This window comes from Halorussus caseinilyticus (genome assembly GCF_029338395.1).
Lineage (GTDB): Archaea > Halobacteriota > Halobacteria > Halobacteriales > Haladaptataceae > Halorussus > Halorussus caseinilyticus.
Map to the genome: position 1 here is coordinate 1,217,052 of NZ_CP119809.1, position 26,554 is coordinate 1,243,605.

The 26,554-nt window shown below is 65.1% G+C and carries 30 protein-coding genes; 13 read left to right on the plus strand and 17 right to left on the minus strand.

The features are described 5' to 3' along the window. Positions 1 to 37: 37 nt before the first annotated feature. A complete protein-coding gene (locus tag P2T60_RS06160; RefSeq protein ID WP_276281677.1) occupies positions 38 to 1,201 on the minus strand; it encodes an alpha-1 4-glucan-protein synthase in 1,164 nt (387 codons plus the stop codon). A gap of 519 nt (positions 1,202 to 1,720) precedes the next feature. Here P2T60_RS06160 and P2T60_RS06165 point away from each other — a divergent pair. Further along, positions 1,721 to 1,954, plus strand: coding sequence for a DUF7563 family protein (locus P2T60_RS06165; protein WP_115863977.1), 234 nt, complete (start codon positions 1,721 to 1,723; stop codon positions 1,952 to 1,954). A 33-nt stretch (positions 1,955 to 1,987) separates the two neighbouring features. On the opposite strand, the gene P2T60_RS06170 is transcribed toward P2T60_RS06165, so the two are convergent. From P2T60_RS06170 to P2T60_RS06205, 8 genes are all read right to left on the minus strand, one after another. Then, positions 1,988 to 2,974, minus strand: a complete 987-nt coding sequence (locus P2T60_RS06170; protein WP_276281678.1) for an isocitrate/isopropylmalate dehydrogenase family protein — start codon at positions 2,972 to 2,974, stop codon at positions 1,988 to 1,990. Next, entirely contained in the window at positions 2,971 to 3,585 is a 615-nt protein-coding gene (gene leuD / locus P2T60_RS06175; RefSeq protein WP_276281679.1) for a 3-isopropylmalate dehydratase small subunit, read from the minus strand. The genes P2T60_RS06170 and leuD overlap by 4 nt, the downstream gene beginning before the upstream one ends. Next, positions 3,582 to 5,018 carry a 3-isopropylmalate dehydratase large subunit gene (gene leuC / locus P2T60_RS06180; protein ID WP_276282179.1) on the minus strand — a complete coding sequence of 479 codons (1,437 nt, stop codon included), beginning with the start codon at positions 5,016 to 5,018 and terminating at the stop codon, positions 3,582 to 3,584. Before leuC ends, leuD begins: the two co-directional genes overlap by 4 nt. A 196-nt stretch (positions 5,019 to 5,214) precedes the next feature. Then, the gene (locus P2T60_RS06185; RefSeq protein ID WP_276281680.1) at positions 5,215 to 5,514 is read right to left on the minus strand and encodes a DUF7989 family protein; all 300 of its coding nucleotides are present in this window, start codon (positions 5,512 to 5,514) and stop codon (positions 5,215 to 5,217) included. 4 nt (positions 5,515 to 5,518) lie between these two features. Continuing rightward, positions 5,519 to 6,568, minus strand: coding sequence for a ketol-acid reductoisomerase (ilvC, locus tag P2T60_RS06190; RefSeq protein ID WP_276281681.1), 1,050 nt, complete (start codon positions 6,566 to 6,568; stop codon positions 5,519 to 5,521). Then, a complete protein-coding gene (gene ilvN, locus P2T60_RS06195) occupies positions 6,561 to 7,235 on the minus strand; it encodes an acetolactate synthase small subunit (RefSeq protein ID WP_276281682.1) in 675 nt (224 codons plus the stop codon). Before ilvN ends, ilvC begins: the two co-directional genes overlap by 8 nt. Then, the gene (ilvB, locus tag P2T60_RS06200; protein ID WP_276281683.1) at positions 7,232 to 9,025 is read right to left on the minus strand and encodes a biosynthetic-type acetolactate synthase large subunit; all 1,794 of its coding nucleotides are present in this window, start codon (positions 9,023 to 9,025) and stop codon (positions 7,232 to 7,234) included. Before ilvB ends, ilvN begins: the two co-directional genes overlap by 4 nt. Positions 9,026 to 9,491: 466 nt before the next feature. Continuing rightward, positions 9,492 to 10,724: a LeuA family protein gene (locus tag P2T60_RS06205; RefSeq protein WP_276282180.1), complete on the minus strand. Its 1,233-nt coding sequence runs from the start codon at positions 10,722 to 10,724 to the stop codon at positions 9,492 to 9,494. A 355-nt stretch (positions 10,725 to 11,079) separates the two neighbouring features. Here P2T60_RS06205 and P2T60_RS06210 point away from each other — a divergent pair, with 355 nt between their 5' ends. The 3 genes from P2T60_RS06210 (at position 11,080) to P2T60_RS06220 (ending at position 14,585) form a co-directional block, all read left to right on the plus strand. Beyond that, positions 11,080 to 11,535, plus strand: a complete 456-nt coding sequence (locus P2T60_RS06210) for a ferritin-like domain-containing protein (RefSeq protein WP_276281684.1) — start codon at positions 11,080 to 11,082, stop codon at positions 11,533 to 11,535. A 213-nt stretch (positions 11,536 to 11,748) separates the two neighbouring features. Beyond that, entirely contained in the window at positions 11,749 to 12,453 is a 705-nt protein-coding gene (locus tag P2T60_RS06215; protein ID WP_276281685.1) for a DUF7504 family protein, read from the plus strand. A gap of 8 nt (positions 12,454 to 12,461) precedes the next feature. Next, entirely contained in the window at positions 12,462 to 14,585 is a 2,124-nt protein-coding gene (locus P2T60_RS06220; RefSeq protein ID WP_276281686.1) for a hypothetical protein, read from the plus strand. Position 14,586: 1 nt separating this feature from the next. Here P2T60_RS06220 and P2T60_RS06225 read toward each other — a convergent pair whose 3' ends face one another. Then, on the minus strand, positions 14,587 to 14,733 hold the full coding sequence (locus tag P2T60_RS06225; RefSeq protein WP_276281687.1) for a DUF7503 family protein: 147 nt from the start codon (positions 14,731 to 14,733) through the stop codon (positions 14,587 to 14,589). A 243-nt stretch (positions 14,734 to 14,976) separates the two neighbouring features. Between P2T60_RS06225 and P2T60_RS06230 the strand changes: the two genes are divergently transcribed. Beyond that, complete coding sequence (locus P2T60_RS06230) at positions 14,977 to 15,282, plus strand: DUF5779 family protein (RefSeq protein ID WP_276281688.1); 306 nt, start codon at positions 14,977 to 14,979, stop codon at positions 15,280 to 15,282. Positions 15,283 to 15,658: 376 nt separating this feature from the next. Here P2T60_RS06230 and P2T60_RS06235 read toward each other — a convergent pair whose 3' ends face one another. After that, entirely contained in the window at positions 15,659 to 16,336 is a 678-nt protein-coding gene (locus tag P2T60_RS06235; protein ID WP_276281689.1) for a VOC family protein, read from the minus strand. Positions 16,337 to 16,450: 114 nt separating this feature from the next. On the opposite strand from P2T60_RS06235, the gene P2T60_RS06240 reads away from it, so the two are divergent. Further along, positions 16,451 to 17,128, plus strand: coding sequence for a hypothetical protein (locus P2T60_RS06240; RefSeq protein ID WP_276281690.1), 678 nt, complete (start codon positions 16,451 to 16,453; stop codon positions 17,126 to 17,128). A gap of 78 nt (positions 17,129 to 17,206) precedes the next feature. Next, a complete protein-coding gene (locus tag P2T60_RS06245; protein WP_276281691.1) occupies positions 17,207 to 19,306 on the plus strand; it encodes a hypothetical protein in 2,100 nt (699 codons plus the stop codon). 16 nt (positions 19,307 to 19,322) lie between these two features. Here the strand turns inward: P2T60_RS06245 and P2T60_RS06250 are convergent, their stop codons facing one another. Next, a complete protein-coding gene (locus P2T60_RS06250; protein WP_276281692.1) occupies positions 19,323 to 19,457 on the minus strand; it encodes a DUF7503 family protein in 135 nt (44 codons plus the stop codon). Positions 19,458 to 19,669: 212 nt separating this feature from the next. Between P2T60_RS06250 and P2T60_RS06255 the strand changes: the two genes are divergently transcribed. Then, complete coding sequence (locus P2T60_RS06255; protein WP_276281693.1) at positions 19,670 to 20,083, plus strand: JAB/MPN domain protein-containing protein; 414 nt, start codon at positions 19,670 to 19,672, stop codon at positions 20,081 to 20,083. A gap of 7 nt (positions 20,084 to 20,090) precedes the next feature. Here P2T60_RS06255 and P2T60_RS06260 read toward each other — a convergent pair whose 3' ends face one another. Together P2T60_RS06260 and P2T60_RS06265 are read right to left on the minus strand one after the other, a co-directional pair. Further along, entirely contained in the window at positions 20,091 to 20,300 is a 210-nt protein-coding gene (locus tag P2T60_RS06260; RefSeq protein WP_115796150.1) for a ribbon-helix-helix domain-containing protein, read from the minus strand. A 524-nt stretch (positions 20,301 to 20,824) separates the two neighbouring features. Continuing rightward, entirely contained in the window at positions 20,825 to 21,100 is a 276-nt protein-coding gene (locus tag P2T60_RS06265; protein ID WP_276281694.1) for a DUF7111 family protein, read from the minus strand. A gap of 408 nt (positions 21,101 to 21,508) precedes the next feature. On the opposite strand from P2T60_RS06265, the gene P2T60_RS06270 reads away from it, so the two are divergent. From P2T60_RS06270 to P2T60_RS06280, 3 genes are all read left to right on the plus strand, one after another. Beyond that, a complete protein-coding gene (locus P2T60_RS06270; protein WP_276281695.1) occupies positions 21,509 to 21,673 on the plus strand; it encodes a DUF1059 domain-containing protein in 165 nt (54 codons plus the stop codon). 73 nt (positions 21,674 to 21,746) lie between these two features. After that, positions 21,747 to 22,022 carry a PadR family transcriptional regulator gene (locus P2T60_RS06275; protein ID WP_276281696.1) on the plus strand — a complete coding sequence of 92 codons (276 nt, stop codon included), beginning with the start codon at positions 21,747 to 21,749 and terminating at the stop codon, positions 22,020 to 22,022. Positions 22,023 to 22,079: 57 nt separating this feature from the next. Then, the gene (locus tag P2T60_RS06280) at positions 22,080 to 22,478 is read left to right on the plus strand and encodes a hypothetical protein (RefSeq protein ID WP_276281697.1); all 399 of its coding nucleotides are present in this window, start codon (positions 22,080 to 22,082) and stop codon (positions 22,476 to 22,478) included. A gap of 21 nt (positions 22,479 to 22,499) precedes the next feature. Here the strand turns inward: P2T60_RS06280 and P2T60_RS06285 are convergent, their stop codons facing one another. The 3 genes from P2T60_RS06285 to P2T60_RS06295 form a co-directional block, all read right to left on the minus strand. Next, positions 22,500 to 23,642: an acyl-CoA dehydrogenase gene (locus P2T60_RS06285; protein ID WP_276281698.1), complete on the minus strand. Its 1,143-nt coding sequence runs from the start codon at positions 23,640 to 23,642 to the stop codon at positions 22,500 to 22,502. Positions 23,643 to 24,142: 500 nt separating this feature from the next. Beyond that, the gene (locus P2T60_RS06290) at positions 24,143 to 24,496 is read right to left on the minus strand and encodes a GrpB family protein (RefSeq protein ID WP_276282181.1); all 354 of its coding nucleotides are present in this window, start codon (positions 24,494 to 24,496) and stop codon (positions 24,143 to 24,145) included. Positions 24,497 to 24,508: 12 nt separating this feature from the next. Further along, complete coding sequence (locus P2T60_RS06295; protein WP_276281699.1) at positions 24,509 to 24,748, minus strand: hypothetical protein; 240 nt, start codon at positions 24,746 to 24,748, stop codon at positions 24,509 to 24,511. 179 nt (positions 24,749 to 24,927) lie between these two features. Here P2T60_RS06295 and P2T60_RS06300 point away from each other — a divergent pair, with 179 nt between their 5' ends. Next, entirely contained in the window at positions 24,928 to 25,998 is a 1,071-nt protein-coding gene (locus tag P2T60_RS06300) for a phytoene/squalene synthase family protein (RefSeq protein ID WP_276281700.1), read from the plus strand. Between the two features lie 149 nt (positions 25,999 to 26,147). After that, positions 26,148 to 26,534, plus strand: a complete 387-nt coding sequence (locus P2T60_RS06305; RefSeq protein WP_276281701.1) for a hypothetical protein — start codon at positions 26,148 to 26,150, stop codon at positions 26,532 to 26,534. Positions 26,535 to 26,554 lie beyond the last annotated feature (20 nt).

Here is a 26,554-nt window from a genome sequence, read left to right on the forward strand (position 1 = left end):
GTCTTATACCTACCGATTCGGCCGTCGGCGCGGCGTCTCAGTCGTCGGCCGGAGTCGGGGTCGTCTGGAGCGATTCGAGTTCGTCGAGCGCCGAGAGCCAATCGAGCATGTACTCGCCGACGTAGTTGAAGAACTCCCCGTTTTCGTACTGCTCGAAGTCGCCGTCGGCGAGTTCGCGGGCCACCGCCTCGAAGACGCCCGCGTAGGTGGTCGCGTCTCCACCCACGTCGTCTACGATTTCCCAGAGGTGTTCGTTGAGTTCGAGACCCGGCACCTCGTTGTTCAGGTCGCCGAACGTAGAGCGCGGGGCCTTGTTGTGTTCGCAGAGGGGGTAGCCGTTGTAGATGTGTTTGCCCAGCACGTCGCAGGCGCGCTTGAGGAACACGCCCGACCAGATGTCGTCGAACCGGCCCACGTCCCACTCGTTGTCGTCCATCGGGAGCTGGTAGAACGCCGGGACGACTTCGCGCTCGAACGCGAGGTTCATCGAGCAGACGGTGAGGTAGTTGCCGTCGGCGGCCACGAAGTCGCCGGTGTAGTCGTCGGTCGAGGTTCGGGTCTGGGCCTGCCCCTGCAGGTCGCCGTCCATCAGGATGCGGACCGCATCGAGGTCCGGCACGTTGGTCCACAGGCCCTGAGAGGCCACCACGTCGGAGACTTCGGCGGTGTCGGTTTCGACCGCCTCGTCCATCGCCGAGTAGGGGTAGCCCCGCGGGTAGAGTCCGTGTTCCTCGACGTTTTGGTAGAGAACGTTGACCCAGTTCTCGTCGGAGGCGACTTCTTCGATTTCTCCCGAGAAGCCGAGGTTGGCGAGGTGCCGACCGAAGAAGTCGAAGTCCTCGTGGGGCAGGGTGTCGTCGTCCACGAAGAAACCGTAGTCGAAGTCGTTGGCCCAGAGGTAGAGCAGGCCGAAACTCGTCTCGGCGTGACTCGCGGCGGGCACGAGGTGGTCGTACTCCGCGATGCCGTGGTCGTCGTACCACTGTTCGCGCCGACTCCCGTCGAACACCTCGCCCGAGACGCCCTCGTCGGCCAGCATCTCGCGCATCTCGTCGGTGTCACAGAAGTCCTCGGTGACGAGCAAGACGTGAAGTCGGTCCAAGTCGAAGCCGTGTTCGCGGGCGTTCTCGAAGTAGGCCCGCATGCAGTCGTACTCCCGAATCGTCGGGACGACGACGCAGATGTCCTCGTTCGCGGTCATTCGTTAGTTCGTCGTGGTTTAGGCAGGCCTAAAAGGTTGTCTGTTCGCGTTCGCTCGCTCGACGCGGCGGCGTTCGCGTCTGGAGAGTCTTTTGCGCTCGCCGTCGGTCGAGAATAACCGGTCGCCAACCGTTTCGACCGAATAGGAAATCGTTAGCTCCGGCGAAACGGACGACGGGAGCACGGGAAGGCGCGCGTGCCCGTTTGCGCAGTGCCCGCTCTCGCTCGCGCCCGCGGCCGGGCTAACGGGCGTGAGAACGTGAGTACGGCGCGATTATCGGGGTTCGACCCGACGCTTCGTCGTCGCTCTGGTACCTCTCCGGGGCGTTTAGGCGGCCTCACGAACGGGACCAGACAGGATTCTCACCCCGTCATCTTAAATTAGGGGTACGCTTTCGGAATCGGTCCGCGGGTGAGGAATCCCGTAATACCCGGTTACTGGGTCCGCTAATGGTTGATTACGGGGGTGTAGGTACTGGATAACAAAGTGGATAGGATTGTGTGTATCTATCGCGCAGACATGACCACAACCGACAACAGACTCACCAACGGCGACGACACGATGGCCGAGAACCGATGCCAGAGCTGTGGCTCTTTCGTCACGCGGGACTTCGCTCGCGTCTTCGGAAACAACCACAACGAGGTCTTCGGCTGTCTGGAGTGCATGACCGCGACGGAGGTCAAGAAAGGAGGTGCGCGCGCCGACGAGGTAGACACGACGAACCTCATCGGCGGGCGCGAACCGCTTCGATAACCCTTCGGATAGATTCTCGGACTTCTCGGGGCGTTACAGTTTCGTCAGAACCGCGTCGGTCACGTCTCTGGTCGTGGCGTCGCCGCCGAGGTCCGGCGTGTGCGGTCCGGACTCCAGCGTGGCTTTCACGGCCGAGCGGACGCGCTCGCCAGCGTCGTCGTAGCCCAGATACTCCAACAGCATCGCGGCCGAGAGCATCGTCGCGCTCGGGTTGGCGACGCCCTCGCCCGCGATGTCGGGAGCGGTGCCGTGGACCGGCTCGAAGAGCGCGCGCTCGTCGCCGACGTTCGCGCTCGGCAGGAGACCGAGACCGCCGACGAGACCCGCCGCGAGGTCCGACAGCACGTCGCCCGCGAGGTTCGGGCAGACCACCACGTCGTACTCCTCGGGGCGCATCACGAGGTGCATCGCCAGCGCGTCCATCAGCGCGGTGTCGTACTCCACGTCGAACTCGTCGGCGACCGACTCGGCCGTCTCCAGAAACAGGCCGTCGGTGGTCCGCATCACGTTGGCCTTGTGAGCAATTGTCACGCGCTCTCCGCGTTCCGCGGCGTACTCGAAGCCGTAACGCGCGATTTCCTCGGAAGCCGACTCGGTAACGACCCGTGTAAGCGTGGTTACGCCGGGCGCAATCTCGTCCTCGTGGCCCGCGTAGACGCCTTCGGTGTTCTCGCGGACGAACACGAGGTCCGTGTCGGGGTGAAGGGCGTCCGTACCGGGGTAGGCCCGGACCGGCCGGACGTTGGCGAACGAATCGACCGCGCTCCGAAGAGGCAGGATTACGTCCGCCGCGGTCTCGCCCGCCGCGCCGAACAGCGTAGCGTCGGCGTTGGCGGCGAGTTCGCGCGTCTCGTCGGGGAGGGCCTCGCCGGTCTCGGCTTTCACCTCGTCGCCCGCGTCGGCCTCCACGAACTCGAAGTCCGGGCCGACCGCCTCCAGCACTTCGCGGGCCGCGGGGACGACTTCGTTGCCGATGCCGTCGCCCGGAACGACCGCGATTCGCTCGGGGTCGGCGGTCATTCCGCTCCCTCCACGTAGGGCAGGTCCGCGGCAGTATCCGCGACAGCCTCGGCGTTCGATTTGAGCAGGGCCGTGGTGTCCCAGACGCCTTCGACCAGCGCCTTCCGCTGGGCGTCGTCCACCGTCGCGTCGATGGTGTGTCCGTCGTAGCGAACTTCCTCTTGAGCTACGTCGACCTCGATTTCGGCGTCGGGGTTCTGCTCGACGTAGCGCTGGAGCGTTTCTACGTCCTCGGGGTCGGCCGTGACCGTCGGCACGCCGAGCGCAAGGCAGTTGCCCGCGAAGATTTCGGCGAAGCTCTCGCCGACGATGGCGTCGATTCCCCACCGGACGAGCGCTTGGGGCGCGTGTTCGCGCGAGGAACCGCACCCGAAGTTGGCGTTGACCACCATCACGGAGGCGTCCCGGAACTTGTCCTCGTTGAAGGGGTGGTCCTTGGGTTCGTCGTCCTCGGTGAATCGCTGGTCGTGGAAGGCGAACTGGCCGAGACCGTCGAAGGTCACGACCTTCATGAACCGCGCGGGGATGATTTGGTCGGTGTCCACGTCGTTGCCCCGGACCGGGATTCCGGTGCCCGAGGCGTACTCGACCGTCTCGATTTCGTCGCTCATGCCTCCACCTCCGAGTCGGCCACGTCGGTCTCGGGCAGTTCGCGCGCGTCGGTGACTTCGCCCTCGATTGCGGCGGCGGCGACCATCCGGGGGTTCATCAGGACCGTCTTGCCGTCCTTGCTCCCTTGTCGCCCGACGAAGTTGCGGTTCGAGGAGGAGGCGCTGGCCTCCTCGCCCTCCAGTTGGTCGTCGTTCATGCCGAGGCACATCGAACACCCCGCGCCGCGCCAGTCGAACCCGGCGTCCTCGAACACCTCGTCCAGTCCCTCCTCCTCGGCGGCGGCCTTCACGCGCTGGCTTCCGGGGACGACCATCGCGCGCACGTCGTCGTGGACCTCCCGACCCGCGACGAGGCGGGCGGCCCGCCGGAGGTCCGGCAGGCGGGCGTTGGTACACGACCCGAGGAAGGCCACGTCGATGGGGTAGCCCGCCATCGTCTCGCCCGGTTCGACGCCCATGTGTTCTTGGGCGCGTCGGGCGGTCTCGCGCTTGTCTTCGGGCAGGTCCGCGGGGTCGGGAATCGGCTCCGTGACGCCGACGCCCTGTCCGGGCGTGGTGCCCCACGTCACCATCGGTTCGAGGTCGTCGCCGTCTACGACTACCTCGTCGTCGTACTCGGCGTCGTCGTCCGAGGCGACCGACTCCCAGAAGGGCTTCAGTCGCTCGAACTTCTCGGGGTCGTCGCGGAAGGCGTCGGTCTCCTTTAGCCACTCGAAGGTCGTCTCGTCGGGGTTGACGTATCCGGCCCGCGCGCCGCCCTCGATGGACATGTTGCAGATGCTCATTCGGCCCTCCACGTCGAGGCGTTCGATTGCCTCGCCCGCGTACTCGTAGACGTAGCCGACGCCGCCGTCGGTGCCCAGTTCGCGGATAATCTGGAGGATTACGTCCTTGGCCCCGACGCACTCGCCGAGTTCGCCCGTGACGCGGATGCGGCGCACGTCTTTCTTCTCCATCGCCACGGTGCCGGTCGCCAGCACGTCCCGAATCTGAGAGGTCCCGATTCCGAACGCCAGCGCGCCGAACGCGCCGTGGGTCGAAGTGTGACTGTCGCCACAGACCACTGTCATGCCGGGTTGGGTCAGACCCTGCTCCGGGCCGATGACGTGGACGATGCCTTGGTCGCCGGTGTCGGGACTGGAGAAGTCGATGCCCGCCTCGCGGACGTTCTCCTCCAGTTCGGCCATCATCTCCTCGGCCGCGCCCTCGTAGGGTCGGTCGCGGTCCGCCGTCGGGACGATGTGGTCCACGGTGGCGTGGGTGCGCTCGGGGTAGGCGACTTCCAAATCGCGCTCGCGCAACATCCCGAAGGCTTGGGGACTCGTCACCTCGTGGACGAGGTGGAGACCAACGAACAACTGGTCCTGTCCGGTCGGGAGTTCGGTCACCTTGTGGCGGTCCCACACCTTGTCGTAGAGGGTGCGCTCGCTCACGCGAACCGCCTCCCGCCGGTCGCTCTCGAACAACTATTCCGTTCCGTTACCATCGAAAATGTTTCTCTAAACATTGTATATCGTTCTTTAATCCGTACAGATACTGCCGTGGTCGGAGTGTGCGCCGCTACGGGCCGTCGGCTACCCGTCGTCGCGTCGGAAAAATCGGTTCCTCCGTGCATCGTTTTCCCGCCGCTCACTCCTCGGAGACGACTCGCTCGCCGCCGCGTTCGAACACGCGGTCCGCGCCCTCGCCGTGGGGCGGCGTGTGGTTCACGTCCTTCATCCGGTCTCGTTCGCTCTCGTCGTCTTCCTCGGGGTCGTAGGCCTCGCGCTCTCCGCCGTCGGCGGCCACGACCGGCCCGCGTTCGAAGAGTCGGTCGAGCGCACCCTGCTCGGCGTACGGATGGGTGTGGCTCACGTCGCCCATTCGGGTCGTTCGTCGGTCGGTCGTTCGGTCGTCCGGTGGCGCGTCGGTTCGGTTGGTTCGGGTCATTGGGTCAGTCGTCCGCTGTCACTTTCTCGCTGTCGTTCTCGCTCGGTTCCTCGTCCTCGGCCCACGCGAAGAGGTCGCGCAGGCGCTCGCCGACTTCCTCTACGTCGTGGTTCTTCTCGGCGATGCGGCGCTGGCGGTAGGAGGGCCGCCCGGCCTGATTCTCGGCAATCCACTCGCGGGCGAACTCGCCGTTCTGGACGGCTTCGAGGACTTCCTCCATGTTCTCGCGGGCCGTCTCGTCCACGACCATCTCGCCGCGGGTCAGGCCGCCGTACTCGGCGGTGTCGGACACCGAGTCCCACATCGCGCCCATCCCGCCCTCGTACATGAGGTCCACGATGAGTTTCATCTCGTTCAGACACTCGAAGTAGGCCATCTCGGGGCTGTACCCTGCGTCAACGAGCGTCTCGTATCCGGCCTTGATGAGTTCGGTGACGCCGCCACAGAGGACGGCCTGCTCGCCGAACAGGTCGGTCTCGGTCTCCTCGCGGAACGTGGTTTCGACCACGCCCGCGCGCGTACACCCGATGGCCTGCCCGTACGCGAGGGCCTGTTGCTTGGCCTCGCCCGTCGCGTCCTGATACACCGCCAGCAGGCCGGGCGTGCCCTCGCCGCTCTCGTAGTTGCGCCGGACGAGGTGGCCCGGCGACTTCGGCGCTATCATCGTCACGTCCACGTCCTCGGGCGGTTCGATTTGGCCGTAGTGGACGTTGAACCCGTGTGCGAACTGGAGGGTGTCGCCCGCCTCCAGTTCGTCCTCGATGTCGGCGTACACCGCTGGCTGAACCGTGTCGGGCACGAGGACCGAGACGATGGTCGCTTCGCTCGCGGCCTCTTTCGGGGTCGCCACCCGGAGTCCGTCGTCGCGGGCGGCCGCCCGCGACGACGAGTCCTCCTTCAGGCCGACGATTACCTCCACCCCGCTGTCGGCGAGGTTCTGGGCGTGTGCGTGGCCCTGACTTCCGTAGCCGAGGACTGCTACCGTCTCGTCCTCGACGTAGGCGCTGTCCGCGTCGTCGTCGTAGTATACCGTGGTGTCGAATTCGTCAGTCATCGTTTGCTGTGGAATCTCTGTCTTCGGTGTTCGCTGTACTCTCCGCGGACGCGGCGGGCGACTCGCCGGGCGTCGTGGGCGTGTCGCCGCGCGCGAGGGCGGTCTGACCGGTCCGGGCGATTTCGATGATACCGAACTGCCGGAAGGCGTCCACCGCGTCGTCTATCTTCTGCTGGTCGCCGGTAATCTGGACCGTGATGGTCCGGGGTCCGGCGTCGAGCGTCTGGCCCTCGTACATCTGAGTGATGGCGTGAACTTTGTCGGGTTCTTGGCCGCGGACCTTCAGCAGGACCAACTCGGCGCACACCGCGTCGTCGCCCAACTCGCCCACCGCGATGACCGGGACCAGTTTCTCGACCTGTCGCTTCACCTGCTCGATGCCCGAGTCGGTCTCCTCGACGACCAGCGTGATTCGGGCGTGGCCCTCGACCGTCGTCGGGCCGACGGTCAGGCTCTCGATGTTGAACTGCCGCCGGGAGAACAGGCCCGAGACCTTCGCCAGCACGCCGGGTTCGTGTTCGACCAACGCGGAGACTTCGGCGGTTCGGGTGTCCTGTTCGGGGTCGGTGGCGGTGTCGATTCGCTCGCCCTGTTCGTTCCGGCGACCCTGCGGTTGGGGTCGCTCCTGCGGGGACGGACCCTGTAGTCCGGCGTCGTCCGAACTCATAGTTGGTCCTCCGAGAGTGCGAACTGTCCGTTCGCGCCGCCCGAGGGAACCATCGGGTAGACGTTCTCGGCGGGGTCGATGCGGAAGTCAACGACGGAGGGACCGTCGTAGGCCATCGCCGCCTCCACGGTGTCGGCCACCTCGTCGTAGTCCGAGACGGTGAACCCCTGCGCGCCGAACGCTTCGGCCAGTTTCTCGAACTCGGGGCACCACGAGTACTCGGAGGCCGCCCGCCGCCCGTCGAAGAAGGCGTCCTGCCACTGGCGGACCATCCCGATGTACTCGTTGTTGAGGACCGCGACGGTGATGTCCAGATTCTCGCGGACCGCGACCGCGAGTTCCTGAATCGTCATCAGGAACGAGCCGTCGCCTTCGAAGCTGACGACTTCCGTGTCGGGCGCGGCCATCTTCGCGCCGATTGCGGCGGGCAGGCCGTACCCCATCGTTCCGAGTCCGTGACTCGACACCCACGTCCGGGGTTCCTTGTAGGTCCAATACTGGACGGCCCACATCTGGTGCTGGCCGACCCCGGTCGTCACGATGGCGTCGTCGCCGGTCGCTTCGTCCAGCGCCTCCACGACGAACTGCGGTTTGAGCGGTTCGTCGTCGGGCGTCCGGTAGTCCATCGGGTACTCGTCTTTCCACTGCTGGCACTGGTCGCGCCACTCCTCGGCGTCGGGCGCGCGGTCCATCTCGGCGTCCAACTGCTCCAAGACGGTGGCGGCGTCCCCGACGAGGGGCACGTCGGCGTAGACGTTCTTCGAGATTTCCGCGGGGTCGATGTCGAGGTGGACGACTTCGGCCTCGGGCGCGAACGTATCGACGCCGCCGGTGAGTCGGTCGTCGAACCGGCATCCGACCGCGAACAGCACGTCGCAGTGGGTCGTCGCCATGTTCGCGTACCCGGTGCCGTGCATCCCCATCATCTCCAGCGCGAGTTCGTCGTCCTCGGGGAAACAGCCCACCGCGGGCATCGAGGTGGCGACCGGAATCTCGTACTCGCGGGCGAACGCCCGGAGTTCGTCGCTGGCCTCGCCCTTGACGACGCCGCCGCCCGCGAGGATGACGGGTTTCTCCGCGTGTTCGAGCGCTCGCGCGGCCGACCGGACCGACTCGTCGTCGGCCGAGGTCGGAGGATTATACGTGTCGGGCGTCTCCGCGTCCCGGACCTCGGCGTCGGTCTCCGCCAGCGTCACGTCCTTCGGCAGGTCTACCAGCGTCGGTCCGGGTCGGCCTTCGCTCGCCAGCGCGAACGCTTCGCCGACGGTGTTACCCACGTCGTCGGCGTGCTGGGCGAAGTAGTTCGTCTTCGTGATGGGCGCGGTCAGGCCGGTGGTGTCGGTCTCTTGGAAGGCGTCGTTGCCGACGAAGTTCGACGGAACCTGTCCGGTCAGCGCGACCATCGGGTCCGAGTCCATGTCGGCGTCGGCGATGCCGGTCGTGAGGTTCGTCGCGCCCGGTCCGGACGTTGCCAGACAGACGCCGGGCGTGCCCGAGACGATGCCGTAGGCGTCGGCGGCGTGGGCCGCGGCCTGTTCGTGGGCCATCGTGACGTGCCGGAGGTCGGAGTCGTACAGCGCGTCGTAGACGGGCATGATGGCCCCGCCCTGCACGCCGAAGAGCGTCTCCGCCCCCGCGCGTTCGAGCGCGGCGACGACCGCTCCCGCGCCGGTTTCGACGCCCGAATCGGAAGTCTCTGCGTCGGTCGGGTCGTCGTCGGCCGTCGCCTCGGTCGATGAGTCCTCGGCGTCGGTGTCGTCGGCGAGTCGCCGCGGTGCGGACTCACTCACCTCGGACCCCTCCCGTATCTGTCGGTGCCGGGTAGTTCGCTGTCGATGCGTCTTGGGTTATAGGTGTGGTGGTGCGTGTCACGGTTGGTCGAGCGCGTGCTGGTGGTTTCGGGAACGATGCGGGACGGAAGTTCGGAGAAGTGGTAGTGTAGGGGCCCAAGCCCCTACAATAATCACGCACTCGACAGTCGCACTGCTCGCGGCGTCGGCCGCTCGGCCGCCGAGAGACGCGAAGCGTCTCTCGCTGGTGGCAGTGGGTGACTGTCGCATCGTTACTGCGTACGTACCGACCCCGACGGTTATAACCTTTGTCCGGGTGGCAACCTTTGCGCGAAGGTCCGGTCGGTCCCACGCTCCGGGACGCCGACCGCCGGATTTCCGGCGGTCGGCGTCCCGACTCTCGTCGGTCGGCGTCCCGAACGCGCCGCGCGCCGCTGGCGAGGGGAGGCGACTGCCGAGTGGGCCATCAGGCGCTGACCTCCGATTCCTCGTGTGCGATGCCGACCTCGCGGGCGAACTGTTCGAGGTCGGCGACAGTGACGCGGTTCTTCTCCGCACCGTAGTCTTTGACCCGCCGCGTCACCTGCCGAACTTCGTCGTCGGTCGGTACGAATCCGCGGTCCTCCAGTCGCTTGCGGACCGAGTTCGCGCCGGTGTGCTTGCCCAGTACGAACTCGCGCTCCGCGCCGACCATCTCGGGAGTCATGCACCCCGGCTCGAAGGTGTCGGAGTTCTCGATGACGCCCGCGGCGTGGATACCGCTCTCGTGAGCGAAGGCGTTGTCGCCGGTGACGGGCTTGTTCGCCGGAACCGGCACGTCGCTGTACTCCTCGACCATCGCGGAGAGTTCCGCGATGCCGGTCGTGTCTATTCCGGTCTCGACGCCGTAGACGCTCTCGACCGACATCACGACCTCTTCGTAGGCCGCGTTGCCCGCGCGCTCGCCGATACCGTTTATCGAGACCTGCGCTTGGTCCGCGCCAGCCTCGAATCCGGCGATGGCGTTCGCCGAGGCCATGCCGAAGTCGTCGTGGGTGTGAACGTCGATTCGCGCGTCGGTGTGGTCGTCCACGAATCCAACGAGGTCGGCGAACCGACTCGGGGTGGCGACCCCGCAGGTGTCGGGGATGTTTATCCAATCGACGCCAACCTCCGAGACGGCTTCGACGACCGTTTTCAGGTAGTCTTCGTCGGTCCGGGTGGCGTCCATCGGCGAGAACATCGCTGTCACGCCCGCCTCCTTCACGCGTTCGACCGCGTTCACCGACCGTTCCACGACTTCCTCGCGGGTGGCGTGCATCGAATCCTCTATCTGCACGTCGCTGGTCGAGGCGAAGACGTGGACCATCTCGACGCCGGAGTCGAGTGCGGCCTCAACGTCTTTCTCCACGACGCGCGCCAGTCCGCAGGTGGTCGCGGACGTACTCGCGGCTATGTCGCTGACCGCCTCGAACTCGGCGTCGGAGTTCACCGGGAACCCGGCCTCGATGACGTGGGTTCCCATCCGGTCCAAGGCGTCGGCGATGGTGCGCTTCTCGTCGTAGGAGAAGGAGGTACGGGGAGCCTGTTCGCCGTCGCGCAGGGTCGTGTCGAAGACCCGCGCGGACTCGAACTCGGTCTCAGTAGCTAGCGTGCCCTCGAAGAACTCGACCCGCCCGGCTGGTACCGGACGAGCGAATGTCGTTGTTAGACATCGTATCTCGTGGTGGGGCCGCTCTCCTATTTAAACGTGTCGCTGAGACAGGTGAGTTAGAGCGTATGACACTTCTGTTCGGTCGGGGGCGACACCGAAATCGCCCGACTGAAACGTCCTGTAACTATCTGTAGAACCTTAACCGTCCTTAAATCCGAACTGGCGACACGAATTTTCATCGCCAAAATCGGGTCTTGATTTCTGATTATTCGGAGAGAAATCGTCTCGGGCGCAGGAGAAGTCACCACCGTCGAGTCGCTCGACACGAGAGAGGTGAGACCCGTCCCGCGCGGTGAGTCCGCCACTCGACCGCACTCTCCGCCAGAACAGTAACGGGGTTGGCCGACGAAGAAACGACCGCATGACTACCCAAGAAGTCACGGACCTGCTGAAGAAGGCCTACGGCGACGAAATCGAGACCGTGATGAACTACCTGACCAACTCCATCGTGCTGGAGGGGGTGAGCGCCGAAGAAGTCCGCGAGAGCCTCGAAACCGACATCCAAGAAGAGTTGAACCACGCCGAGATGCTCGGCCAGCGACTCAAGCAACTCGACGAGCGACCGCCCGCGTCCTACGACTTCGAGGCCCGACAGGAGAGCCTCCAACCCCCGGAGAACAGCACGGACGTGCTGTCGGTGATAAACGGCGTCCTCGACGCCGAAGAAGACGCCATCGAGACCTACCGGGAACTCGTCTCGGCGGCGCGCGACGCCGACGACCCCGTGACCGAGGACCTCGCCGTCACCGTCCTGAGCGACGAGGAGGCCCATCGGACCGAATTCCGCGGGTTCAAACGCGAGTACGACGAGAACTGAGCGTTACGCCGGTCGTTCGCTCGTTCAACGTCCGCTTACGTTCGTCCGCTCCGCGCCGATACGCTTTAGAGGATTGGTACTGCGTACCATATTATGGGTAGAGAGAAATCAATTAGTCGGCGACCATCGACGGACGTATCTCGCCAATCATTCTATTCCTCTCTAAAAAGAATACAAAATTTTATTTTCACCCGGTCTCTGGTATGAGACGAGATGTCACTCCAGCGGGCAAGCTTTCGTGGGGACTGCTCGACCCACGACTTTCAGGAGGTGTTGAAACGGTTCAAAAACGAAGGATGCAACCTCCTCGTTACGGGCGCCGTTTCCGAAGACGTAACGGCAAAAGCGACGCAGACGCTTCTCGGCGCACCGACCGCCGACCGCAAGCGCGTCGTCGCCTTGGCAGACTCCCGAGACGAGAGCGTCTTCGAGCTACTGCCGCCGGGCGTCGATACCGACGACCCGGACGTGTGGGTCGTAGACCAGCACGCACACCAGCGGTCGGTTCCGAAGGCCGCCCAGAGCGCGGACTTCGACCTTCCCGGACCGGGCGAGGACCGGGACGTACTGGCCGATTTGCGCGAGGAAATCGTCGTCGCCATCGACTACTTCGAGGAAGCCAACGGCGGACTCGCCCCGTCACAACTTCGACTGTCGGTGTCGTCGCTCGGCCGACTGGCCCACGAACACGGCGCGAACGAGGTGTCGCGGTTCCTCCGGTCGGTCTCTGCGATGGTTCGCGGGGTCCACGGCATGGGTCACTACCACCTGCCGCGACCCGACGACGACGAGATGGTGGACCGACTCTCGCCGCTGTTCGACGCCCGAATCGAACTCCAAAAGCGCGACGGACTGCCGACCGAACAGCGCTGGCACGTCCCGAAGTACGAACAGACCACCGACTGGGTACGCCTTTGAGGTGATTCATGGACCCGACGTTCACGAGAACCACTGAACGAACCGGCATCGAGATAGCAGACCCCATCGAGAACGCCCGCTTCGAGTTGTACACGTCGAGAGCAGTAGACCCGACTCCCGTCCCGACCCACGAGTTCCACTTCCCCGTCGATTCTGCCGTCTCCGTCGAGACCAGCGCCGTCGCCGTGCCGAAACTAGCGAACGTCCTCGTCCGAACGCAGTCGGGCGAACTCGTCGCCGACAACGCCGACCACGTGGACCGGTCGCTCGCGCCCGGCGCGTACACCGTCGAACTGAGTACCGCGCCGATGAAACTCTACCTCTCCGTCGAGAGTGCGCTCGAACTCCGCCACGACGAGACGGCGGTCCGCGTCGCCTTCGGGGACCCGACCGAGGTGGCAATCGGCGCGCGGTCGTTCCACGACCAACCGGCCGGAACCGTCACGACGACTGACGACCCCGCGGGCGCGATGAAAGCCGTCTCGCTTCTGGGGTCGGCGCTGAAGACGACGAGTCCGGAGCGCTCGTTTCCGACTCTCCGGGGCCACCCGCCGCTAATCGAAGTCGGCGAGGAGTTCGACGCGCCGGAGGGTATCGAGCGACCGGATACCGGCGTCCGCATCGAGATTCCGGCCGAGTACGAGTACGTCTACCCCGTCTCGTCGCTGGCGTACTACCTCGGCGCGGAAGTCGTCCCGGCCGACCGCCCGCGCCTCGTCACCGACGAAGGCTTCGAGTACGACCTCGACGGACCCCTCGGTTTCGAGAAGACCGTCGGGCGCGTCCTCCGCCAGACGTTCTTCTTCGACTGCGTGACCCGGACCGAGGGCTACTATCAGGTGGACCTCCACGAGCGACGGGCGGTCGAATCCGTCGTGGACCTCGACTTCGCCGACCTCTACGACCGGTCCCCGGCCGAACGCCTCGCGGCCTACCTCTCGGTCCCCTACGAGACCGTCGCGGCGTTCGTCCCGGAGTGGAACCTGACGACCGACGTGATGGCGACCCCGGACAACGCCGAGGTGTTGCCGTTCGTCGCCAGTGACCTCGCGTTGGTCCGGTGTCCCCGCGACCCGACCACGGCGTCGGTGAACCCCACGCCCGAACCAATCGACGAGTTCTTCCGCGGCGGCGCTGGCGGCGACTCCGTGACCGCCGGGTGCGCGTCCGACGACTTCACCCGGAGTACGATGGACGCCAACGCCGCCGCGCCCGCGCAGGGCGAGATTTTCAACCCGGAACCCGCCGATACCGTCGAACACGCGTGGGTCGGCGACGGGTTTCCCCTCGGCGCGAACAAGGCATCAATCGAATCCTACCGGCGTCGGGTCCAGCGGTCGGCCCCCGAGAAGACGAGCATCGAGATTCACGTCGTCTGCAACGACGAGCGCATGATGGAGGAGGGCGTGGTCGAGGAGTTCTACGGCCTGCGGGAACTGCTCCAGTTCGACGTGTCGGTCCACTACGAACTCACGACCGACGAACTCCGGGAGTTGCTGGCCGAACCCGCCGACTTCCTCCACTACATCGGCCACGTGGACGACCACGGGATGCGGTGTCCCGACGGTCACCTCGACGCCCGCACGCTCTCGGACGTGAACGTCAAAGCGTTCGTCCTCAACGCGTGTCGGTCCTACACCCAAGGCGAGGCGCTGGTCGAGTCCGGAAGCTACGGCGGCGTCGTGACGCTGGCGGAAATCGCCAACAGCGTCGCCACCGAAATCGGCCAGACGCTGGCGCGCCTGCTCAACTGCGGGTTCTCGCTCCGGGTCGCGCTCTCGGTGGTCAAAGACACGACTGCGCCCGCCTACCAGTACGTGACGGTCGGCGACGGCGGGTTGACCCTGTGTCAGAGCGAGAGCGGAACGCCGCTCCACTTGGAAATCGAATCGCTGGAGTCGGGCCGATACAGGACGAAGTTCCGGACGTATCCGAGTCCGAGTCACGGTCTCGGTTCGATGCAGAAACCGAACATCGCTGGCGTGAACACCCGCTACTTGGCGTCCGGAGTAATCGACACGTACGAACTGAGCGCCGACGAACTCGACTCGTTCTTCGGCTTAGAGGTTCTGCCGGTAGAATTAGACGGCGAGCTACGGTGGAGCGACGAGATACGGCGGCAGGAACTCTAAGTCAGGGACCTGCATTCGTACTCGCACCGTTCGCGGCCACGTTTCCTGCCTGCATCAGGAGGAGGCAAATCGTGAACAGCGCGCCCATCATCCGCGGGTGTGCTTCGAGGTACTCTGCCATCTTCCGCTGTGTGGTATTCCGTGCCATGACCAATTGTCACAATGAACCCCACATAATTGAATCTATCTAAAGCATGAAAATAGAAAGATTATTAAAATAGGCTCGTAAATGCATTTAAGATATTCGGTAAATGAGGAGTTCGGGGTCGTACGGCCGAGAGCCGACGGACGACCGGCGACTTCGACGCCGCGCTCGCGGACCGCCGGACGCTCCCGCCGAGCGGAACGTCAGGGGGTAAGGATTTTGCCGGGGGAGTGTGAGCGAGCGCGTATGGATAGTGGTTTCGACCTCGACCTCCAAGCGGTCGAGCAGGAGATAGAAGACGACGGCGACGGAGGCGACCAAATCGACCGACGAATCGTCCTCGGTGAGCTGGACGGTACGACCGACGAGCGCGACTGGTTCGAGGTCATCGACCGGGGCAACGTCCTCGTGCTGGCCGTCGAAGGCGACCTGCCGGAACTGGCGTCGGACCTCGCCCCGCGAGTCAAAGAGCGCGGCGGCAGTCTGATTCACTTCCGGGAGTTTCTCGTCGTGACGCCCGCGGACGTGAGTGTGGACGCGGACCGGCTCTGAGACGGCGGATTTTGGCGAGAGCGTCACTCGGGACCGCACCGCGAATCGAAATCGTTTCGAGCGGTAGCTTCGACTACACCCAGTCTCCACACTGATAGCAGATGTTTTCCTATCTATTAGCATCCTATCTACATTAGAAAGCAATAATTTTATTTCTAATACAAATATTTTTATTTCTAATCGGTCGAAAGCCACGCCGCCGAGAATTTAAATACCGGCGGGCGACCAACTCGCCCCGGACGCTTCGCGCGGTTCCGGGCGAGGCGGCGCGCGGGCACTGCCCGCGCGCCGCGGGACCGCCAGTCCGACTAATCCGAGAGGACCGAGCCAGACACATCGAGTACCGCGAATCGCCGGGGACCGACGCCGAGCGGCGTCACTCGAACGTCAGATAGTGGCCGTCGGGGTCGCGCACCCGAATTCCGTCGTCGGTCTCCTCGACCGCGCACACGTCCTCGCGGACCGCCTCGACCGCCGCCGTCGGGTCGTCGGCCGCGAATCCGACATCGACGTGGAGACCGCCGCGAGCGTCGGCTATCCCCAACTGCGGTTCCCAGAGTTCGAGGTCCACCGGCCCGCCGAGGCGGAGTCTCCGGCGTTCGCTCCCGCGGTCCACCACCTCGAACCCGAGCGACCGGTAGAGTGATTCGGCGCGCGCGAGGTCCTCGACTTCCAGCACGATTTCGAAGATGTCGGTGATGGAGTCGTCGCCGTCGCCGACGCTCCCGATTTCGACGCAGTTGCCGTCCGGGTCGTAGAAGTACAACGACTTCGCGCCGCCGAAGTCGAACTCCGTGAGTTCGAACGATTCGGCGAGTCGGTCGTACCACGTCGCGTACCGGTCCGGCGGCGCGGCGAAGGCGTAGTGGGTGTGGACCCCGCCGCGGGGCACCGCGCCGGGTTCCCGAACGACGAGGTTCGTCCCGCCAGCGTCGAAGACGACTTCGCCCCCGCCCTCGCGGACCACCGGCAGGTCGAGGTGCGTCGCGTAGAACTCGCGGGCGCGGTCTAGATACTTCGCTTCGAGTGCCAGCCATCGCAACCCCGAGAGCATGGCTTCGGGGTACGCGCGCCCGGCGCTTAAACCCCCGCGTGGCGGCGTTCCGAGAGCCTCGCGTTCTCGCCGCTGTCGGTGGGGATTTTGTGGCTTCGGTCCGTAGCGACGGGTATGCCGCTCAAAAAGAGTCAGCCAGCGACCGACTACGAGGAGATAGACCGCTGGGAGAAGGGCGTCGGGTGGATAGCACACCCCGACGAGACGATGCTACGGGCGAGTCACGCGTTCGCCACGGACGCTGGCGTCTGGGTGGTAGACCCCGTGGATGCCGAGGGAATCGACGACCTGTTCGCCGAGTTCGGCGACGTGGCCGGGGTCGTCGTCCTCCTGAATCGTCACTACCGGGACGCCGACGAAATCGCGCGCCGTCACGACGTTCCGGTCTACGTCCCCTCGTGGTTCGACCGGGTTCCCGAGATGGACGCCGACCTCCGGCGGTTCGACACCACTCTCCCCGGAACCGACTACGAACTCCTGAAGATTACCGACTCGTTCGGGTGGGAGGAAGCGGCGCTCTACGACGCCGACGCCGGAACCCTCGTCGTCGCCGAGAGCGTCGGCAACGCGCCGTACTTCACGACGCCCGGCGAGCGAATCGGCGTCCACCCCATGATGCGACTGACCCCGCCGTCGGAACTCCGGGACCTCAGACCGGAACGCGTCGTCGTCGGCCACGGACGCGGCGTGTTAGACGACGCCGCGCGCGCACTCGACGACGCCATCGCCGGTTCGCGCCGCGGAACTCCGAAACTCTACGCCGAGAATCTACGGATGTTGGTACAGCGGTAGCGGCCCAGACGCCGAGTGAGACGCCGGAACTGCCAATAAATTTTTAGACTTCTAACATAAATTGTAGGGCATGGGATTTTGGAGAGGGGTGAAATCGACGCGCAGAACGGGGGGAGCGTAGCCGTGACGCTCTCGTTCGACTCCACGTCCGACCGGCCGGGCGTCGAGATTCGAGACCACGTCGAGCGCCGCACGTACGCCCTGCACACGCCGTCGGCCGTCTCGCCGACGCCCGCGGACGCCGACGAGTTTCGGTTTCCGGTGGACGCCGCGGTGTCCGTAACGACCGATGCCGTCACGCTCCCGACGTTCGTCGCGGCCTACGTCCGGGACGCCGACGGAGAGATGCGTCTCGAAGTCCGGCCCGAGACAGACCGGCGACTTCCGGACGCGGCGTACCGCGTCGAGGCGTGTGCGCCGATGAAACTCTACTTCGCGGTCGAAGGGCCGATTTCGGTGACCGCGAGCGACGACCGGATTCGGTTCGCGTTCGACTCCGACACCGAGGTCCGGGTCGGCGCGCGCTCGCACCACGAGCGTCCCGCCGCGACGGTCACGACGACCGAAGACTCCCGAGACGTGATGACCGCCCTCTCGACGCTCGGGTCCGCGCTGAAGACGACCAGTCCCGAACGGAGTTTTCCGACCCTGCGGGGCCACCCGCCGCTAATCGAGGTGGGCGACGAACTTCGAGTGCCCGACGGTATCGACGCGCCCGAGACCGGCGTCCGAATCGAACTACCGCCCGACCGGGGCCACGCCTACGTCGCCGCACCGCTGGCGTTCTATCTCGGCGCGAAACTGGTGCCCGGCGGGACGCCGCGCCTCGTCACCGACGAGGGCTTCGAGTACGACCTCGACGGCCCGCAGGGGTTCGAGACGGCGGTCGCCCGGACACTGAAACAGACGTTCCTCTTCGACTGCGTGACCCGGACCGAGGGCTACTACCCGGTCGAGTTGCACGAGCGGGGGGCGGTCGAATCGGTGGTGAACCTGAACTTCGCCGACCTCTACGACCGGTCCCCGGCCGAACGTCTCGCCGCCTACCTCTCGGTTCCCTTCGATGTCGCCGCCGAACACGTCCCGACGTGGAAACTGACGACGCACGTCGAACCCGCGCCCGAGAACGTCGAGTCGATACCGTTCCTCGTGGACGACCTCGCGGTCGTCCGCACGCCCGACGCCCGGCGGACGGCGGCCCGGCGTCCGACTGCAGGGGTCGGCGACGGCGACGACTTCACCCGGAGTACGACCGAGACGGGCGAAGTCCGTCCGGTGGTCGAACCGGGACGGACCGATTCGGTCGAACAGGCGTGGCTTGGCGACCACGCGCCGGTGGACGCGAGCAAGGCGACCCCAGCCGCGTTTCGCAACCGCCTCGAACGGGGACCAGACGCCGGAGACATCGAAATCGAAGTCGTCTGCAACGACACCGCGATGGGCGAAGAGCGTGACCTCGCTGCCGAGGTGTACGGGTCCCGCGAGACCCTCCCGTTCGACGTGACGGTCCACCGAGATTTGACCGCCGAGCAACTCCGGGCGCTACTGACCGAAGAGACGGCGTTTCTCCACTACATCGGCCACATCGACGGTCGGGGATTCGAGTGCGCGGACGGCCACCTCGACGCGGCGGCGGTCGAGTCGGTCGGTGCCGAGGCGTTCGTGTTGAACGCGTGTCGGTCCTACGACCAAGGCATGGCGCTGGTCGAAGCGGGGAGCGTCGGCGGCGTCGTCACGCTCAGCGACGTAATCAACAGCGGTGCCGTCAGAGTCGGCAAGACGATGGCCCGTCTGCTGAACCGCGGGTTCCCGCTACGGGCGGCGCTGTCAATCGCTCGCAATCGGAGCGTCGTCGGCAACCAGTACATCGTGGTCGGGGACGGAAACGTGGACATCGCCCAGACCGAGAGCGGTATCGCGTTGCTCGGCCGGATAGAGTCCGCGGGCGACGAGTACGAGATGACCGCGACGACGTATCTCTCCGCCGACAAGGGTCTCGGGTCGATTAGCAGGCCCATCTTCGGCGAGGGGAACGAGTTCTACCTCGCGTCCGGGGACATCGGGCCGTTCACGCTCTCGAAGCCGGAACTGGTTACGTTTCTGACGGGAGAGAACGTCCCGGTAGTCCTCAACGGCGAGTTCTCGTGGAGCGGCGACATCGACCCGGCAGAACTCTGAACCCGTGGTCCTGAATTTACGGCCCGGCAGTAGTCGAGAACACCGCTCCCGCGGCGTTGCCAGTCTGGGAGAGTAACAACAGCATCGTGAACAGGACGCCCATCTTCCGCGGGTTCTCTGCGAGGTACGTGGTGAGGCTCGTTTCTGACATCGTACCAACTAGTAATAGCTATTTAAGTATAAGCTATTCTATATTTTAAGGACACGTCTGCGCCTGATGGAAGTCAGACGACGCCGACGGTGAAAACAGTTCGCGTCGGTTCGGACGCTCGGCAGACGGAAGCCGTCGGCAGACGGAATCGTCGGGGGGCAAGAACAGTCGGTGGGCAGTATCGTTATACATCGACGGCCCCAAAGAGGCGTGTGGTCTACGTAACTCGGGGGCTGGTGAGCGTGCTACTCGACTTCGCGGCCGAGGCCGAACCGGACGAGGTGACGGTTTCGCTCGCGGTCACGCCCGCCGGAGAGTTGGAGGGCGTCGGGGACGTTCCCCCGAACGTTCCCGTGTTCACGCACTTCTACCCGCCGGAAGCCGGGAAGTCGCTGACCGCGGTGTTCGGCGTGGACCTCTCGGTCCCGGCCGGACAGACGCAGGGCCGGTTCGTCTCCCACCCGCAGGGGAATCTGGAAGTCGCCAAGACCGACGACCTCCACGAGGCGATACTGGTCGCAGTGCCGCCGTGGGACGAGGGGTCGCTGGCGGCGTTCGACCGGTCGGGGCGCAAGCAACCGCTGGAGGTCGTAGACGCCGAACCGCCGACCGAATCGCTGGCGTGACCGGCCGCTACTCCAGATAGCCGAGTTCCCGGAGCTGACCCGTTATCTCTTCGAACTCCGACTCGGTGAGTTGACCCTCCTTCTGGTGCTGGATGACGATGCTCCGGAGCAGAAATCGCACGAGGTCGGAGGTGCTGGAGAAACTGGTTCCCTCGATGGTCTCGTCCACGCGGTCGGCGAGGTCCTTCGGTATCGAGACGGTGGTGTACTCGGTCATGCGACACTGTGGGACCGCGTGAGGGATAGGTGTTGTGTCCTCTGGTAGGAATTCGCGGGGTCCGGAGGCAGGGACGATGTGCGCTATCATGAACAGGAGTCCGGCGCGCGCGGTCGCTCGTGACCGCGCCCGTTCGCGCGAGGTTTGCGCGAACGAACGTGAGCGCAGGCTCGGCAGACGCGGTTTGTCTGCCGGTGTCGTCGGGAGCGAAGCGACGGACGGCTCGTCGGAACTCGCTTCCGACGGTGGATGAGTAGCGCAACGAAGGAGCGACCGGAGGGAGCGACGACCGAGGCTTGCGAGACGCTTCGCGTCTCGCCGACCTGCGACCCTCGGTCGCAGGCAACGCAATCGGTTGGGGAGGCACGTGGGTCGCGGTGGCGGTGCGGGGCGGTGCTGTGCGGTCGCGGTCCTCATCGGTTCAAGTCTGTCGCTCCCTACCGCCGACTAGACACTTACACACCATTTTAAGCAACCTATAGAATTCTCTAAAGCACATAAAACATGCTGAAGCAACGAAAGAGCTACATACCCATGTCCTCGGCGTCCTCCGGTACCGGCAGGTCGTGCGGCGAGACGCCGAGCAGTTCCGCGGCGTGGTCCAGCGCCATGTCGAACCCGTAGTAGCGTTCGAGTTCGTCGCCGTCGGCGCTCGGCCGGACTTTCAGCATGGCGTAGCCCTCGACGTTCTGGGCGACTGCGGCGGTGGAGCGGTCGGACTCGAATTCGAGGACGCGCTCGTCGTCCGTCTCGTAGTAGCGGGCGGTGATACCGTTCTCGGTGGTCTCTCGGTCGGTCATGCCCGGCGATTGGTGTCGGCGACAGTCGAAGGTACCGATTCGCCTCTAGGGGTGGACGTTGCGGACAGCGACGGTCGTCGGCTCTGGAACGCTTTCGTCTTCTCTCTCTCCGTGATAGCACCGCAACCGCCGGAATCGTCGTGATGAACGCCTCGAAAGCCCCCGCCCGCTCGCGGCCGCTCTGCGGGATATTCTCGCTCGCTCCGCTCGCTCAAATAGTGCCCGCAGAGACGACCATGATAAACGCGAGCGGGCGGCCCCTTTCATCCACCCAGACCGTGGTTTGGTCGGCCGAGCGCGTCCTGTCGGATGGTCGGCCGAGCGTTCGCCTCGCTCTCGCCGTCGGCCACGACCGCAGTAGATTTATAGCGAACCGCGTGGTCCCTCTGTGGCGGGGGTTGACCACAGATGCCAAAGCACATGGCCTGTCGAGAGCAGGGAATGGACTGCGACTTCGAGATAACCGACGAACACGAAGCGGAGATGGTTGATTTCATCCAGATTCACGCTCGGTCCCAGCACGACATGTCCGTCTCCGAGGACGAGGCCCGGGACATGATGGAGACGACCTGAACGGGCCACCGAGGCGAGCAATTTTTTCGCGCCGAAGCGCAAGCGTCGTAGTCGCTCGGCCGAACGTTCGACCATGACCAAGTGGCTCCAGAGCGGCCGACGGCGCGACCTCTGCGTCCTGTTGTACGACGCCGAGACGCTCCGCGGCCAGAGTCTCAAGACCCGCCTCGAAGACCACTACAACACCCACATCGACTCGAAGTCGTTCTACGCCGCGCTCCGGTCGCTCGAAGAGAAGGGATTCGTGGAGAAGCGCACCGACGGCATCCACGAGGCCTACGCACTGACCGACGCGGGCGAGCGCCGGGTCGAGGACCACTTCGAGTGGATGCGAGAGAAAGTGGTGTAGCCGAGACGCGTCACGAGATGCACAGATTTAACCACCCGACCCCGAGTAGCCCGATTCATGGCACGCGACGGCGGGTACGACGACTTCGAGCGCCACGTCCGTGAGACCTTAGCCGACGCGACGGGGTACACCTGCGAGAAGCAGTACGAAGTCGGCAAGTCCGGCAACCGGTGGAAAGTAGACTGCGTGCTACTGGACGACCACGACCTTCGGAAGGGCTACGTCGAAGTGAAAGAGACCTCTCGCTCCTCGAACAAGAGTACCTACATCAACCACATGCGGCGGGCCTACGCCGAGATGGGCGATTTCAGGGATTTCACCGCGCCCAAAGCCGTCGTCGTCGCCGAGAAGTGGGACTTCGGGCGGATGGACTGGGACGCGATGATGGACTCCATCGACTGTATGCTGGTGGACATCGAAGCAATCGACCGCTTCGTCGCCGAACTCGACTCGTAGCGCAACGGAGCTGCTCGACTCTCAGTCCAGCAACTCGTTCGCAATCGTGTTCCGCAGGACCTCGCTGGTCCCCTCGTAGATTTCGTTCAGTTTCGAGTCCCGGTAGTACCGCTCGGCGGGGAAGTCCTTCGTGTAGCCGTAGCCGCCGTGAATCTGGATGCCCTCGTTGGCGACTTCGCGGGAGATTTCGGAGGCGTAGAGTTTCGCTTGCGCGGCCTGCTTGATGTAGTCCTCGCCCCGCATCTTCCGGTCTGCCGCGCGGTGCATCAGCATCTTGGCGGCCTGAACCTTCGTGTCCATGTCGGCGAGTTTGTGCTGGATGGTCTGGAACTCCGAGATGGGTTGGTCGAACTGCTCGCGGTCTTGGGAGTATTCGAGGGCGTCGTCCAGCGCCGCGCGCGCGATGCCGAGCGAGCGCGCCGCGATGGTGATTCGCCCGCCGTTGAGTGTCTTCAAGGCGTGGACGAACCCGCGGCCCTCCTCGCCGAGGCGTCGGTCCTCGGGGATGCGCATGTCGTCGAACCGGAGTTCTGCGGTCGGACAGCCCTTGTCGCCGAGTTTGTCCTCGGTGCCCTCGACGTGGAAGCCGTCGTCCTCCTCCGGCCGGACGACGAACGACGAGATGCCTTTGTTGCCCGCCTCGGGGTCGGTCTTGGCGAACAGCGTCACCGTGTCGGCCACCGAACCGTTGGAAATCCAGAGTTTGCCGCCGTTGACGACGTACTCGTCGCCGTCCTTCTCGGCGGTGGTGTCCATCGCGGGCACGTCCGACCCCGCGCCCGCCTCCGAGAGGGCAAATGCGCCGATGTCTTCGCCCTGATTCAGTGGCGTCAGGTACTCCTGTTTCTGGTTCTCGTCGCCGAACTCGTAGAGCATGTTGCCCGCCAGACTGGTGTGGGCCGCGACGACGGTGCCGAGTCCGCCCGACCCGCGGGAAATCTCCTCGAGTCCGATGGCGTAGGAGTGGTAGTCGAGCCCGGCCCCGCCGTACTCCTCGGGGAACGGCATCCCCATCAGACCCAACTCGGCCATCTCATCCACGAGGTCTTGGGGGAACTCGTCGGTCTCGTCTATCTCGTCGGCGCGCGGCTTGATTTCCTCGTCTGCGAACTCCGCTACCATATCCCGTATCTGCTTCTGCTCGGCGGAGAGACTGAAGTCCATGCGCAAAAATTGGGTAGGAGTCACCCTTTAGTTTTCCCTTCCGGGCGCGGGCGGTGTTCGAGAGAGACGGGTCAGTTGCCACGAATCGCCAAAGCGACCGCAGAAATCGCGGCGAAGAAGTCCTCGAAAGCCCCCGCCCGCTCGCGGGTCACGCGAGCGGGCGGCCCCTTTATCCACCCAGTCGGTTGGTCGGCCGAGCGCGTCCCGAATCGGGTCGGTCGCGACCTCCGCGGTGGACGAACTCCCGCTGGGCGCGACGACTATCGTCGGTCTCACCGCGTCCGGTTTCCTGTGGGTCGCCGTCGTCGGGAGCGCGCTGAGTCTGGTCCTCCCGGCGGGGATGCTTCTGGGCGGTCTGGCGGGCGCGCGAGTCGGCAAGTCGGACGGTGATGCTCGCCAGCGCCCTCGGGTCGGTGCTGGCGGCGGCCTACCGGCTCGGCGTCCCGTCGCTCCGGCGGTTCGGCCCGCCGACCGGCGTCTCTTCGGGTCAGTTCGGGTAGCTACTCGCGGTCCAGCGCGTCCGCCAGCACGCGCTCTACGAACTCGCCCTTCTTCGCGGTGTAGGCGTCCCGGTCGTCGGCGTGTCCGTCGGCCAACTCGCGTTTCAGTTCCTCGTACTCCGCGGCGACTTCGGGGTGGTCACGGAGGTAGTCCCGGAACGCCAGTTTCTCTCGGTAGAGGTCGATGACGGGCTTGGCGGCGAGTCCTTCGACCGCCGTGCTTCCGATATGCTCGAAGTCGAGGAGTCGCTCACCGGCGACGGACTGCAGTCGCTCGACTTCCGCCTCGTAGTGGCGTCCCCACTCGGGTCGATACGACCGGATTTCGACCGTTCCGCGCTCTAAGCCGACCATCGTTTCGGTCACTCAGAACAGCTTTCGCCGCACGTCGTCGGCGGCGAGCGCACCCTGCAAGAGCCACGAGGCGGCGGGATGCCGAGGCGCGACACTGGCCGCACCGAGCAGGAGGAACGCGCGGGTTGGCTTCCCGTTTCGGAGCGCGAGCGCGGCCTGCACGACGAACGACGCGGCGTTGAGCCGGTTCTTCTGGAGTTTCAGGGGCTTGCCGACGAGGACCTTCGCGGCGTCTTTGGGCGTCGGAATCATATCTACTCGGTCGTGACCCGCGAGAATAAGCGTTGGGCCGGTGGCGTCGGGGCGGTGTGTCGGCGAGTTCTCGTCGGTCCGGTTCGTCGTCGGCCCGGACCCGCCGCGCTTCGCTGGCGGTAAATTCTAAGGCATTTGCTCAAGCTTTTCAATCTCGGGTCCCTAGGTTCCAAAAGTCAATGGATACGGAGTCGCCCACCGAACGTCTCGCGGACGCCGACATCGAGTGGTGCTTCGATGCCGTACAAGGCGTCTCGCGGACGTTCGCCATCACTATCGACGTGTTGGAAGAGCCGATGGCCTCCTACATCTGCGTCGGCTACTTGCTCTGCCGTGTCGCCGACACCGTCGAGGACGCCGGACACATCTCGCCGGAGGACCAATCGCATCTTCTCCACCTGTACGACCGAGCGCTCGACCCGGACGACCCGACGAGCATCGAGGAGTTCCGGGAGGCAGTCGAGCCGTGGCTTCCGGCCAACACCGACGAGGTAGAGACGGACGAGGACTGGAAAGTCGTCGCCCGGTCGCCGCGCATCGTCGCCACGTTCCAGTCGCTGGGCGACGACGCCCAAGCCGCCATCTACCCGCCGGTGAGCGAGTTGGTCTGCGGAATGGCGGAGTTCGTCGAGCGCTACGAGGACGACGGAGGTCTCCGAATCGGCACGATAGACGAACTCGAAGAGTACTGCTGGTACGCCGCCGGGACCGTCGGCGAACTCATCACGAATCTGGTCGCCCAAGACGTGGACGACCGGCGCGCCGAGATTCTCCGGGCGAACGCCCGCGGGTTCGCGCTCCTGCTCCAGTTGGTCAACGTCGCCAAGGACGTGTCCGACGACTTCCGCGAGGAGAACAACGTCTACCTCCCGGCGACGTGGTTGCGCGAACACGGCGTCAACCCCTCGAACGTCACGGCTCCCGAGAACGAGACTGCGGTCGCTGGCGTCATCCGGCGGGTCACGCGCCACGCGCGGGGCTACATGGACGACGCCCAGCGGTACCTCGAAGTTCTCCCCGAGTCGCAGGGCAACACCCTCGAAGCGTGGGCCATCCCGTATCTCCTCGCGGTCGGCACCAGCCGCGAACTGCTCAAGCGCCCCGAGGACGTGGTGAAGGAGGGCGGCGTGAAAGTCTCGCGCGCCGAAGTGATGGGCCTGATTCAGTTGTTCAAGTCCGGCAACGTCGAGCGCGAGCGAATCGGCGAGTTGCGGTCGCAGTTGGAAGACGAACCGTTCTCGCCGTCGTGAGCGTTCGGACGTATTTTTGTTTCTTTTAGAAACGATATTATTGCTCTAAGATACGTAATTGATTCGCTGACGACTGACGTTTGCTGACTCGACTGCGTATCGGTACCAGCGACCACAGGATTATCCCGTTCGCCCTCCTAATGAGGAGGATGCCAGACACGAAGGACGGTCGAGAGAAGAAAGCGGCCGACCGGGAACGACGCCAGCGCGAGCGAGAAATCGACGAGGCGCGTCGTCGCGCCGACGAGGCCGAACCGCCGGACGAAGCCGAGTCGGGTGACTCGGACGCCGACTCCGGCGAAATCCGGCGTGCGGAAACCCGACGCGAGGAACGCTCCGACTCGCCGAGCGAGTGCCACCGGCGCGGTTGTGACGAGCCACCGGCGTTCGCAGTCCTCGAACGGTATCAGGAGGAGACCGGCCACGGTGCCGTCGAGGCCGAGGCCTTCCTCTGTCAGGAACATACCGCCGAGGAGAGTCCCGTGAACCTCGATGCCGCCTATCCTGACTACGTGTTCCGTGTCGTGCCGGTGTAGAAGACGGGCGAGACGGAGCG